The organism is Faecalibacterium tardum (assembly GCF_040096515.1).
GTDB lineage: Bacteria > Bacillota > Clostridia > Oscillospirales > Ruminococcaceae > Faecalibacterium > Faecalibacterium tardum.
Map to the genome: position 1 here is coordinate 22,043 of NZ_JBBMEO010000023.1, position 12,756 is coordinate 34,798.

Annotated in this window: 12 protein-coding genes; 6 read left to right on the forward strand and 6 right to left on the reverse strand. The window is 55.4% G+C overall.

Translation table 11 applies throughout. The features are described 5' to 3' along the window. Positions 1 to 8 precede the first annotated feature (8 nt). From WMO44_RS11420 to WMO44_RS11430, 3 genes are all read right to left on the reverse strand, one after another. Positions 9 to 1,631: an MSCRAMM family protein gene (locus WMO44_RS11420; RefSeq protein WP_349152661.1), complete on the reverse strand. Its 1,623-nt coding sequence runs from the start codon at positions 1,629 to 1,631 to the stop codon at positions 9 to 11. Between the two features lie 62 nt (positions 1,632 to 1,693). After that, complete coding sequence (locus WMO44_RS11425) at positions 1,694 to 2,341, reverse strand: EAL domain-containing protein (protein ID WP_349152662.1); 648 nt, start codon at positions 2,339 to 2,341, stop codon at positions 1,694 to 1,696. Positions 2,342 to 2,767: 426 nt separating this feature from the next. Further along, positions 2,768 to 3,403, reverse strand: a complete 636-nt coding sequence (locus WMO44_RS11430; RefSeq protein ID WP_005925497.1) for a helix-turn-helix transcriptional regulator — start codon at positions 3,401 to 3,403, stop codon at positions 2,768 to 2,770. A 277-nt stretch (positions 3,404 to 3,680) separates the two neighbouring features. Between WMO44_RS11430 and WMO44_RS11435 the strand changes: the two genes are divergently transcribed. From WMO44_RS11435 to WMO44_RS11460, 6 genes are all read left to right on the forward strand, one after another. Beyond that, the gene (locus tag WMO44_RS11435) at positions 3,681 to 4,055 is read left to right on the forward strand and encodes a RidA family protein (RefSeq protein ID WP_005925500.1); all 375 of its coding nucleotides are present in this window, start codon (positions 3,681 to 3,683) and stop codon (positions 4,053 to 4,055) included. Between the two features lie 37 nt (positions 4,056 to 4,092). After that, on the forward strand, positions 4,093 to 5,418 hold the full coding sequence (locus WMO44_RS11440) for an L-cysteine desulfidase family protein (protein WP_349152663.1): 1,326 nt from the start codon (positions 4,093 to 4,095) through the stop codon (positions 5,416 to 5,418). A gap of 52 nt (positions 5,419 to 5,470) precedes the next feature. Beyond that, positions 5,471 to 6,667, forward strand: a complete 1,197-nt coding sequence (locus tag WMO44_RS11445) for a dicarboxylate/amino acid:cation symporter (protein WP_005925505.1) — start codon at positions 5,471 to 5,473, stop codon at positions 6,665 to 6,667. Between the two features lie 231 nt (positions 6,668 to 6,898). Next, positions 6,899 to 8,083, forward strand: a complete 1,185-nt coding sequence (locus WMO44_RS11450) for a cation diffusion facilitator family transporter (RefSeq protein WP_349152664.1) — start codon at positions 6,899 to 6,901, stop codon at positions 8,081 to 8,083. A 231-nt stretch (positions 8,084 to 8,314) separates the two neighbouring features. After that, complete coding sequence (locus WMO44_RS11455) at positions 8,315 to 9,502, forward strand: pyridoxal phosphate-dependent aminotransferase (protein WP_349152665.1); 1,188 nt, start codon at positions 8,315 to 8,317, stop codon at positions 9,500 to 9,502. Positions 9,503 to 9,562: 60 nt separating this feature from the next. After that, positions 9,563 to 10,774, forward strand: a complete 1,212-nt coding sequence (locus WMO44_RS11460) for an NADP-dependent isocitrate dehydrogenase (RefSeq protein WP_349152666.1) — start codon at positions 9,563 to 9,565, stop codon at positions 10,772 to 10,774. A gap of 99 nt (positions 10,775 to 10,873) precedes the next feature. Here WMO44_RS11460 and WMO44_RS11465 read toward each other — a convergent pair whose 3' ends face one another. The 3 genes from WMO44_RS11465 to aroD are packed head-to-tail and all read right to left on the reverse strand — an operon-like array spanning position 10,874 to position 12,275. Further along, positions 10,874 to 11,209: a DUF3784 domain-containing protein gene (locus tag WMO44_RS11465; RefSeq protein WP_349152667.1), complete on the reverse strand. Its 336-nt coding sequence runs from the start codon at positions 11,207 to 11,209 to the stop codon at positions 10,874 to 10,876. 30 nt (positions 11,210 to 11,239) lie between these two features. Then, entirely contained in the window at positions 11,240 to 11,488 is a 249-nt protein-coding gene (locus WMO44_RS11470; RefSeq protein ID WP_178037734.1) for a hypothetical protein, read from the reverse strand. Positions 11,489 to 11,519: 31 nt separating this feature from the next. After that, positions 11,520 to 12,275, reverse strand: a complete 756-nt coding sequence (aroD, locus tag WMO44_RS11475) for a type I 3-dehydroquinate dehydratase (RefSeq protein WP_349152668.1) — start codon at positions 12,273 to 12,275, stop codon at positions 11,520 to 11,522. Positions 12,276 to 12,756: the final 481 nt, after the last annotated feature.

Sequence of the window (12,756 nt, forward strand, 5' to 3'; positions counted from 1 at the left end):
CACCGCCTTTACGATTTTTCTTCGTTCTGGTCGTGGGGTTCTTTCTGGGCTGCAGCAGATCTCTGGGCTTTGCGGTGACGTGCAAAAACACCCCACAGGAACACCAGCAGCCGGATCGCACCAGCTGCGAGCGCAGCCAGAATGGCCAAAGCCACAGCGCTGTACCGTGTAAATACGGATACATTCCAGTTCTGCTGTCTTGCCGTATCTTGTACGGTGAAAGGATATTTCCGGGCATTTTCGGTGTCTGTTTTGCCACGCACCACATAATAGTCGCCCTCGGTCAGATCGGTGAACAACTGGCCGGAGCCGTTGGTTGTCCAACTTCTGAGTAGCTGATCCTGCTCGTTGTACAGTGAGAGCTGCTCGCCCGCCGTATCGCTGCGCAGCACCATATCCACTGTGCGGATAGATACCCGGAGAATCCGGTTTGTAATGTTCAACGTTGTACTGCTTACACCGTCGATACGGCCATCTGCAGCTACGGTTACCGTGTAATCTGTGTCATCCGGACGGTAGTTCTCCGGTGCCTGCTGTTCGTGAACATGATAGGTTGTGCTCTTATCCAGATCGGTCAGATATATCATGCCCGACGCATCAGTCGTCACGGTCTGCGCGATGCCGGTATGCTCGTTGGTTACCGTAAATACCACGCCTTCCAGTGCAGAGGAAGTAAGCTCATCCGTGACATTCAAAATGATCTTGGTCTTTTCGGTGTCGATCTCATGCAGTTCTGGATCTTCACCGTTCTTCTTTTCTACTTCCACATCCAGATCCTGCTGCATGGTCGTGTAGTAGTTCGGGGATGACTGCTGCTGCACAGTGTATTTGCCAAGATACAATTCCTTGCTTTCGCCGTAGCCGTTTTCATCACAGGTGATGGTGTCTACCTGCTGCCCCTGGGTATAACGTGCCGTGCCGTCCTTAGTTATAATATCTTCGGCAGCAATCACCCGGAACGTACCGCCGCCTACAGGCTGCTGCGTTTCGGCATCATTCATCTGCAAACGGATGATGTTTTTGCAGGGAGCCACCCGAATCTGCACTACGTATGGGTCCGGCCAATCGTACATGCGTTCCACATCATAGTAGGTGTCATCTGCCGCATCGTATCCTTCCGGCTCGCTGAGCTCATGGAAGTAGTAGCTGCCTTGCCAAATCTTTTCCGGCAGGTAGAATGTACCTTCTTCCGTGGTTTCATATTCCCGGTAGTTGATTTTTTCCGGGTAGTAAGTATTCAGGGTCTGCAGGCTGCCGTTCATCAAATGGGTCGTATCCGTACGGTACAGCTCAAAGCGCACACCTGCTTCCGGGATGCGCCGCTCGGTTTCGTCATCGATCAGCTCTACAAACACAGCGGTCTTAATGCCGTCCTCACCATAGCCGCCGCCACCGCCAGTCTGGATGATCTGCTGATCGTATTGTCCGTCGCCATCGCCGGTGCCATCGCCATCGCCATCGCCGGTGCCGCCGTCATAGTACCAGCCGCCGGGGTCGCTGTTATTCCAGCCGCTGGATGCAGCCTCTTCACTGGAAGATGACGGCTCTTCATAGCCGGTGTAATCGCTCAGAAGGTAAAGGCCCAGCAACGCAATGACCAGAACCAGCACAAACACAAGAGCGCTCATCATATCAGTTGCTGGTTGCCAGAAATTGTATTCTGCATCCGGATCCTGTCTGCGTTTTCTCGCTTTCATCCAGAGTGCCCCACTTTCAGAATCTTGGCAAATTCATCTACAGACAACGGACGTGAGAAAATGTATCCCTGTCCTTCGGCGCAGCCAGCTTTACGCAGCACATTCAACTGCTCTGTACTTTCAATGCCTTCGGCCATCAGGTTCAGCCGGAGTGTACGCGCCTGTGCGAAAATACCGGGCAGCGCATTGATCCGATCTTGCAGCGCAGCACTGCGCAGATCCAGTTTGAGTTGGTCTGTGCCGATGCCGCCTAGCGCACTCAATTCCACAAAGTTGCCGTCAAAGCCATCCAATATCACCCGGAAGCCCATCTGTTGCAATTGTGCTTCCGTTTCACTCAACGCACCATGAGTCTCCAGATATGCAGACTTTGCAATATCAATATCCAGATACTTCGGCGGTATTCTGTACTTTTTTAGCATGTCAGAGAAAAACTCCGCCACGTTGATGGCCAAAACATCCGTCTTTGTTACATTGACTGCGATCGGTATCGGGCGGATTCCCTCATCGATCCACACGCGAATGGTTTTACACACTTCCTCCCAAATGTACTGATCCAATTTGGTGATATAACCATTGCTCTCTAGGACCGGGATGAACACTGAAGGCGAAATTACGCCCAGCACCGGGTGGTTCCAGCGCACCAGTACTTCCCGCTAGGGGGTCAGTTCTTTGTGCACAAAAATCGATTTTTCAAACCTTTTACAGTTCACATCGCAGAACAGGTGATGCAGCTGCAGGCGGTCAGTTTCCGCACAGACTGTGTACCGCTTGTTACATCCTCCGCCAATAAAAAGCATCAGCTCAGGCTGGTGCTTTTTTGTATCCAACCGGATTTCTCCATCCTTCAAAAAATATGTATCAATAATTTTTGCTCAGAGTCTTCTCAAGCGTATAGACAACATGAATTGTCGCTTCACTGCGCGTACACGTTCTCCCTTAACACCACTTCCTCCGGTTCGGCACAGTCTGCTGTTTCCGGTGGCTGGAACGTAAACGATACGCAAAAGACCGTCTCCGCGTTTGAAAACGGAGACGGTCTTTTTGTCGGGAAACAGTTCCTTTGCGGCTCACTTCAGCTTGCTCAGGTAGCGGTAGATGGTGGCTTCCGAGGAGCCCAGCTGGGCGGCCACCTCGCTGACGGCACCCTTCATATAAAAGATGCCTGCGTGATGCAAAGACTCCACGATGCGGATTTTTTCTTCCATGGTCAGCCGGTCGGGCGGCAGCCCGGCGCTGCCGGTCACCTCGGCAATGGCATTCTGCACGGCGTCGGGCAGGGAACTGACAAAGTTCTCCACCCCGATGCCGGTGGAGGAAGGCTCGGTGTGCGCCCCGCAGAGGGCAAGCAGCTCCTGCGCGATGCGGCTGTACTTGCCGGCATCAAAGTTGATGCAGAGCATGCCGATGAGCTGGCCGTTATCCTTGATGAACATGGTGGAGGAGCGCAGACGCCCCTTGGCCTGTGAAGCACCCTGATAGCCCGCCAGATAATCCTGTTTTTCATACATCCGCTCCTGAATGAAGCGCAGCGCCATGTTGGAAAGGGGCGCACCCTCGGTGCGTCCGCTGATGTGGTTGTTGACGATGGCAACAATGGTACCGTCCTCACTGGTAAGGTCGTGCAGAACTACCTCGTAGTCTGGGCCCAGCGCTTCGCCCAAAAAAGATACCACTACGCGATAAGGCTCAAGTCTTGCATCCATCCCGTTCACCTCTTTTGTACTGCTGGAGCGCGTGAGAAAAAATTCTCACGCATGTTCTATTGCTATCATAGCAGAAATGACAGTTTTTTACAATAAGAAGGTGCGTTGTATCCATTGTTTCGTCAAATTGATGACATTTATCGGGGGTTTTTGTCATGCACGACAATTTATTCTTACGATAAGAAAATATTATTGACAAAATATTCTCACTGCGTTAGGATAGTGTCAGCAAGGGAAGGACAGCACTTCCCGACAAATGGAAAAGGAGAAAAATCGGATGAAACAGGTGATCGTTACCCCCAATGCTCCCGCTGCCATCGGCCCCTATTCGCAGGGCATCGCTGCGGGGCAGACCGTCTATGTATCCGGGCAGCTGCCTATCGATCCAGCCACCGGCCTGATCCCGGAAGGCATCGCCGCCCAGACTGCACAGTCCCTCAAGAACATCCAGGCCATTCTGGCACAGCAGGAGATGACGCTGGCCAATGTGGTCAAGACCACGGTGTTTCTGGCGGACATCAACGATTTTGCAGAGATGAACAAGGTGTACGGCGAGTACTTTGCGCAGCCTTACCCCGCGCGCAGCGCGGTGCAGGTGGGCAAGCTGCCCAAGGACGCTCCGCTGGAGATCGAGTGCATTGCTGTAAAGTAAGTTCCCCCGCACGGGAAGAAAAGAAACGGTGAACCAAATGGATAAACAGATGTTCGTTCGCATCCTGAACAGTGAGATGGAGCTGGCCACCGGCTGTACGGAGCCCGGCGCAGTCGCTCTCACCGCCGCAGAGGCGGGCGCAGCACTCCGCAAGGCGGGCGGCACACGGGTAGAAGCCGTGACCGTCCGCGCCAGCATCAACATTATCAAAAACGCCATGTCGGCAGGCATTCCGGGCACCTCGTATCAGGGCATGGATTACGCCGCCGCCATTGGTGCCGTAGGCGGTGACCCCGTCCACCTGCTGGAGGTCATGAACTATGTGCCCCGGGAGCAGATGGAAGAAGCCGCAGCCCTTGTCAAGGCAGGCAAGGTCAAGGTAGAGGTGGCACAGGTGCCGCAGAAGCTCTACGTTGAGGTGGTTGTTACTGCCGACGGCCACACCGGCCGCGCGGTGGTGCGGGATCTGCACACCAATGTGGTGCTGGTGGAGCAGGACGGTGTAGCTACGCTGGACAAGCAGCACACCGACCCCGCCGCAGCAGGGGACAGTGATATGGTGACCCCGGAGCAGATCGCAGAATTTCTGACCGTCCGCTCCATCTGGGATTACTGCACTGAGGAGCTGGACCCCCTGCACGACCCCATCGACATCATCCGCAGCGCCGTACAGGTGAACACGACCATCAGCAACGAGGGTCTTTCCAAGGAATACGGCCTTGCCATTGGCCGCAATCTGGAGCTGAACTGCCGCAAGGGTCTGATGACCCGCGACCTGACCACCAACGCCATGGTCATCGCTTCTGCCGGTGCGGATGCCCGCATGGCAGGCGCGCCGGTCTCTGTTGTGGCAAACTCCGGCAGCGGCAATCAGGGCATCACGGCTACTATGCCTGTGGTGGCAACTGCCCGCTGGCTGGACATCGACGAGGAGAAGATGCTCCGCGCCGTGACCCTTTCCAACCTGATCGCGATCCGCATCAAGGCCAAGTTTGGCCGCCTGAGCAACCTTTGCGGTGCAACCGTAGCCGCCACCGGCGCAGCCTGCGGCATTGCCTATCTGCTGGGCGGTGGCTACCACGAGGTATGCTGCACCATCCAGAACATGGTGGGCAACGTCACCGGCATGGTATGCGATGGCGCAAAGGCCGACTGTGCACTGAAGATTTCTACCTGCGTCAACGCCGCCTGTCAGGCAGCTGCCATGGGCGTGCGCGGCGTGCGGGTGCAGAGCACCGATGGCATCGTGGAGCACAATGTGGAATATACGCTGGACAACTTTGCCACCCTGAGCACCCACGGCACCAGCGACAGCGTGATCCTTGATCTGATGCTGAACAAACACCTCCCGGAGACGGAATAAGTCTCCCCACCCGGTCCCCTTTCCGGGGCAAAAAGAAAGAGGTACTAAAGTCATGAAAAAGCTATTCAATAGTCTGCCCTTCCGGCTTTTGCTGGGCATTTTTGTTGGTATCATCCTTGGACAGCTGTTCAACGAGAGCACCATGGGCGTTGTGGTGACCCTGCAGTACATCATGGGTCAGCTCATTACCTTCTGTGTGCCGCTGATCATCATCGGCTTCATTGCCCCGTCCATTACAAAGCTTGGCAAAAACGCCTCCCGCCTGCTGGCAGTGGCCATCGTCATCGCCTATGTGTCCTCTGTCTGCGCAGCCTTCATGAGCATGGGCGCAGGCTACGGCCTGATCCCCCACCTGTCCATCGACAACAATGTTGCCGGTCTGCGCGAGCTGCCGGGCGTCGTCTTTGAGCTGAACATTCCCCAGATCATGAGCGTCATGAGCGCTCTGGTGCTGAGCGTTCTGGTGGGTCTGGCTGCCACCTGGACCAACAGCAAGCTGACCTGCGACTTTTTGGCCGAGTTCCAGAACATCGTGCTGGACATCGTGAGCAAGGTCATCATCCCCGTTCTGCCCTTCTACATTGCCGCCACCTTCTGCGGCCTGAGCTACGAGGGCACCATCACCCATCAGCTGCCCGCCTTCCTGCAGATCATCGTCATCGTTATGGCCGGTCACTACATCTGGCTGGCTGTGCTGTACCTGCTGGCCGGTGCGTATTCCGGCAAGAACCCTTGGGAAGTGCTGCGTCACTACGGCCCCGCTTACCTGACCGCTGTCGGTACCATGTCCAGTGCTGCTACGCTGGGTGTGGCGCTGGAGTGCGCCCGCAAGAGCAAGGTCCTGCGTAAGGACATGGTCAGCTTTGGCATCCCCCTGTTTGCAAATATCCACCTGTGCGGCTCTGTGCTGACTGAGGTGTTCTTCTGCATGACCGTTTCCAAGATCCTGTACGGCAAGCTGCCCAGCGTTGGCACCATGATCCTGTTCTGCCTGCTGCTCGGCATCTTCGCGATCGGCGCACCCGGCGTGCCCGGCGGCACTGTCATGGCTTCTCTGGGTCTGATCACCGGTGTTCTGATGTTCGACAACGCCGGTACTGCTCTGATGCTGGCCATCTTCGCCCTGCAGGACAGCTTCGGCACCGCTTGCAACGTGACCGGTGACGGCGCGCTGACCCTGATGCTGACCGGCTACGCCGAGAAGCACGGCATCGCTGATACCGGCGACCTCGAAAGCCCGATCCTGTGATAAAAACCTGAGCACTCCTCCTTAATTACAAGAGACTGTGAACAGACAGTCCCAAAATCTCCGAAAAGCCCCGGCGACCGCATGGCCGCCGGGGCTTTTTGTGCTGCAACCCGGTTTGATATCCGGCGTAATGGGATGAAATTTTTGAAACGCCTTTAAAACCATAAAGTAAAATGCTATACTAGAAGGACATTGGGTGCGCTGAAAATGCGCAGCCTGAAAGGAGCTTTTATGACGCAGCTTTTGATTCGTCTGTTTATACGCCGTCCCAATTCTCCGCAGGATTCCCGCGTCCGCGCCGCCTACGGCAATCTGGCCAGTGTGGTGGGCATGGTGTGCAATATCCTGCTCTGTCTGGGCAAGTTTGTGGTGGGCACCCTGTTCGGCTCTATCGCCATCACTGCCGATGCACTGAACAACCTTTCAGATGCTTCCTCCAATATCGTCAGTCTGGTGGGCTTCAAGCTGGCCGCCAAGGCACCGGATGCCGAGCATCCCTACGGTCATGCCCGCTTTGAGTATCTGGCGGGGCTGGTGGTCAGCGTGACCATTCTGGGCATCGGTTTTTCCCTGCTGAAGGAGTCGGTGGTCAAGGTGCTGCACCCCACCCCGGTGCAGTTCGGCTGGCTGACCGTGGCGGTGCTGGTGGTGTCCATTCTGGTCAAGCTGTGGATGAGCGGCTTCAACCGCACCATTGGCCGTATCATTTCCTCCGAGACCCTCATCGCCACTGCCGCCGACAGCCGCAACGATGTGCTGAGCACCGCCGCCGTGCTGGTGGCTGCCATCCTCTGCCGGGTGACCGGCTGGGACGTGCTGGACGGTCTGATGGGCGTGGGCGTGGCGGTGTTCATCCTGATCTCCGGCTGGGGACTGGTGATGGATACCCTGAGCCCGCTGCTGGGCGAAAGCCCCAGCGAGGATCTTGTGGAGCATATCGAACAGACCGTGATGGGTTATCCCGGCGTGCTGGGCGTACATGACCTGATGGTGCACGACTACGGCCCCGGCCATCAGTTTGCGTCCATCCATGTGGAGCTGCCCGCCGAGCAGGACCCGCTGGAAGCGCACGACCTGATCGACAACATCGAGCGGGACTTTATGAAGCACGACCATCTGATGGTGACCATCCACTATGACCCCATCGTCACCTCGGACGCCGCCGTGGGGGTGCTGCGCAGCCGTCTGACCGAAAAGCTGCGCCAGCTGGACCCGGCGCTCTCACTGCACGACCTGCGCATCGTGCCGGGCAAGACCCACACCAATGTGCTTTTCGATCTGGTGCTCCCCGCGGGCTATGCCGGGGACAAGGTGGAACTGCTGACCCAGATGGAGCAGTTTATCAAAGAGCAGGACCCCACCTATAACTGCATCATCAAGCTGGAACAGAGCTATACGGCTGCGGCTCATAAATGAGGGGGAGCCGTCCCGCACAGGCTTTGCGATATAAGGCAATACCGCATAATTCTAAGTGCCGATACGGCGAGTGAGGTGCGGCAGATGCTAAGCCAAAAGCACAGATAATACTTTATGTATTATCGAGCATTTTGGCAACGCAGATGCCGTGCCGCGGCCGCCGGAGTGGTGCTTAAGCCGTAAGGCGGGAATTGTGCGGTGTTGCCATAAGGAAAGCAGAGGGAAAGTAGTATGCTGAACGAGACCTACCGCGCCATGCTGAACAACAAAAGCGTCATCCGCGAGACCTTCATGTATGGCAGACAGCGCGCTGCCCAGATCGGCAGCGAGAATGTGTTCGATTATTCACTGGGCAACCCCAGCGTGCCCTGCCCGCCGGAGTTCACCGAAGCCATGCAGACCCTGCTGGCACAGGAGGAGCCGGTAAGCCTGCACGGCTATTGCCCCAGTCAGGGCGACCCGGGCTTCCGCACCGCTGTGGCGGCGCATCTGACCGAGACCTTCGGTCTGCCCTACGCGCAAAAGCACATCTTCCCCACCACCGGCGCGGCGGGTGCTATCGCCCATGCCATCCGGGCGGTGACCCAGCCCGGGGACGAGGTGCTGACCTTTGCGCCTTACTTCCCGGAGTACGGCCCCTATGTGGCGGGCACCGGCGCGGTGCTGCGGGTGGTGCCGCCGCAGGCACCCACTTTCCAGCCCAATCTGGATGCCTTTGCGCAGATGCTGACCGAAAAGGTCACCTGCGTGCTCATCAACACCCCTAACAACCCCACCGGCGTGGTCTACTCTGCCGACACCCTGACCCGCATGGCGGCGATTCTGACCGAAAAAAGCGCCCGGTACGGACACAATATCTTTCTGGTCAGTGACGAGCCCTACCGGGACATCGTTTTCGACGGCAAGACCGTGCCTTATCCGGCAGCGTTCTACCCCCACACTCTGACCTGCTTCTCCTACTCCAAGAGCCTGAGCCTGCCCGGCGAGCGTCTGGGCTATGTGGCGGTGCGCCCGGGGTGCGAGGGCGAGGATATCCTTGTGGACATGATGAGCCAGATCTCCCGCTTTACCGGCCACAACTGCCCGCCCAGCATCATCCAGCGGGCGGTCAGCCGCTGCCAGAAGGTGACCAGCGACCTTTCAGTCTACCAGACCAACATGGAACTGCTGTACGAAAAACTCACCGCGCTGGGCTTTGAAGTGGAGCGCCCGGGCGGCACCTTTTACATCTTCCCCAAGGCACTGGAAGAGGACGCCAACGCCTTCTGCCGGAAAGCCCGGGAATTCGACCTGCTGCTGGTGCCCAGCGACAGCTTTGGGGTAAAGGGCTATGTGCGCCTTGCCTACTGCATCGACACCGAAAAGGTAAAGCGCAGCCTGCCCGCCTTTGAAAAGCTGGCAGACGCCTACCGCAAATAACCGGAACGCCCCGACCCGGGGCATAAAATACAAAAACAATAGAGGAAAGGGAACCCTGCTATGGAAAAGATCAAGATGAAGACCCCGCTGGTGGAGATGGACGGCGACGAGATGACCCGCATCCTGTGGAAGATGATCAAGGACGAGCTGATCCTCCCCTTTGTGGATCTCAAGACCGAGTACTACGATCTGGGTCTGCCCAACCGCGATGCCACTGCAGATCAGGTGACCATGGATGCCGCCCTCGCCAACAAGAAGTATGGCGTGTCGGTCAAGTGCGCCACCATCACCCCCAACGCTCAGCGCGTGGAGGAGTACAAGCTGCACGAGATGTGGAAGAGCCCCAACGGCACCATCCGCGCTGTGCTGGACGGCACCGTGTTCCGCGCACCCATTATGATCGACAGCATCCAGCCGGTGGTCAAGAACTGGAAAAAGCCTATCACCATCGCCCGCCATGCCTACGGCGATGTGTATAAGTGCACTGAGTTCCGCATTCCCGGTGCAGGCAAGGCAGAGCTGGTGTTCACCGGCGCAGACGGCAGCCAGCAGCGCGCCACCGTCTTTGACTTTGAGGGTGCCGGTGTGCTGCAGGGCCAGTACAACAAGGACGATTCCATCCGCAGCTTTGCCCGCAGCTGCTTCAACTACGCACTGGATGTGAAGCAGGATCTGTGGTTCGGCGCAAAGGATACCATCTCCAAGAAGTACGACCACACCTTCAAGGACATCTTCCAAGAGACCTATGATGCCGAGTACAAGGAAAAGTTTGAAGCTGCCGGCATCACCTATTTCTACAGTCTGATCGATGATATCGTGGCGCGTGTCATCCGCAGCGAGGGCGGCTTTGTCTGGGCCTGCAAGAACTACGACGGCGATGTGATGAGCGATATGGTCTCCACCGCCTTTGGCTCGCTGGCCATGATGACCAGTGTGCTGGTCAGCCCGGACGGCAAGTACGAGTACGAGGCCGCCCACGGTACCGTTACCCGCCATTATTATAAGTATCTGAAGGGCGAAAAGACCTCCACCAACCCCATGGCTACCATCTTTGCATGGTCCGGCGCCTTCAAGAAGCGCGGCGAGCTGGATAACCTGCCGGAGTTGGTGCACTTTGGCGAGGCGCTGGAAGCCGCAAGTCTGCAGACCCTGAACGAGGGCATCATGACTAAGGATCTGTGCGGTCTGGCAGAGGGCATCACCCCCACCGCCGTGGACAGCGAGGGCTTTATCAAGGCCATCCGTGAGCGTCTGGAAGCTAAGCTGGCATAAAACGATTTTCAATATAACATAAAAACCGGAACGATCCACCCGAAAAAGGGAGGATCGTTCCGGTTTATGTTTTAGGCGGAATGTGCGACAAACTGGAATTTACTTTAACAAATATTTTTCAAACGCTTTATGATTATCAAAGTGGACTTCCCTAAAAAACAGAACTAACCAAATAATATAGGTTGGTATAGCCATATATGGGGTTAAAAAGCAGGATAATAATGCGCCTGCCAACATTATAGCAGCCCATATAAAGCACTGATTTCTTATATCACGAGAGATATGAGCTTTATCATACAATGCCTGTTCTTTTTTAGAAAACGAATTAAATCCTGAAACAAATTTTGCTGCTTTTTCCTTAAAAATCGCAAACAAAACACCTATAATTACAGATGGTATAGCCCAAATTATACATGACCAAAATCCTATATTCATAATACATCCCTCCTCTTAAAATTCCAGTTTTCAGCCTTCTTTATAACCTATAACAGCTATAATGACATTCTCCTTCTTCAAACAAGCTACATTCTTCTCTTCAGCCAGTAATTCCTTGACACAATTTGATACATTAGCATTTGCATCATTTGGAATCCCGTAACTAACACTGTACGTACCATTTGGAATGCCTTTCATATCATCCATAAATATTTTCTCAATTTCTTCTATGCTAATTTCTTTCGCAGGAAGCCACGAAAACAAATCTAATATCCTCATACCATCTCTCCATAGAATTCCGATTTATTGGTTACAAATGCAGTGCATCCAGCACTTCATTTACGATGTCAAGCGAAACCTGTCCCGGCGCACTGGCCTGCCCGGGGTTTGCAAAGGTCATGGCAGAGCCAAAGGCCTCCCCAGCCAGACGGCTCACCGCGCCCAGCGCCCCCATGCTCATGGTAATGACCGGCGTTTCCGGGTGAAGGTCTGCCATCTCAGCGGTGGCGGCCAGCAGTTCCAGTACATCGGTGCGGCACTGGGGCATCACGGCCAGCTTGGGCAGGTCGGCTCCGGCCTGCTGCATCTGCACCATGCGGGAGACGAGCTCTGCCCGGGGCGGGGTCTTGGCAAAATCGTGGCTGGAACACACTACCGCTACCCCGGCGGAATGCGCCTGTTCCACCAGTGCGGGCAGGTCTGCCCCGGCGGTGAAGAACTCGATATCCAGCAGGTCGGCGCAGTCAGTGTCGAGGATCAGGCGCAGAAAGGCAAGGTATTCGGGATGGGAGAGCGCCTGCTCACCGCCCTCTGCCTTGGTGCGGAAGGTGACCAGCAGAAGCTTGTCCCGCAGGGCGACCCGCAGCTTCTGTACGCAGCGGGCAATGGCAGCGGGGGACTGAAAGCCTTCGAACCAGTCTGCCCGCCATTCCACACAATCGGCCGACAATGTTGAAAACTGTGCGGCCTTTTCCAGAATAGCAGCTTCGGTGCGCTCCACGATGGGCAGAATGACCTTGGGGCGGCCCTCCCCGATGCGGCAGCCGCGGATGTTGACACAGGACATGGCGTTTCTCCTTTATATAATAAGGATAGCTACATAATACAGGATACTGGGATGACACCATAATACGTTCTGCCCGCCGCCTTGTCAAGAAAAGGCGGTTATTATAATATGAGAAAAACAGGGGGATATTTGTCCCGCAAAGAAATTGGAAAAAAGATGTCAAAAAGTGTTGACAAGCGCCCCGGTGTGTGGTATTATACTTGAGCGCCAAGCGCTGAGACAAAAGAATGACTTCTGAAGCCTCAGCAGGAAGCCCTTGAAAAGAACCAATGAACGTTCAAATGTTCCGGTTAGCACCGAGAAACTGCTGAGCGATTTAAGTTCGTAAAACTTCAAAAGCTTCTCAAAAAAAGTGCTTGACAAAAAACCGCTTCTGTGGTAAAATAATCAAGTCGTCAGCCGCTAAGGCTAAGGCGCACAGGACCTTGAAAATTGAACAATATCGAAAGAACTTGTAACGGAACCTATATTCGTGTTGGAA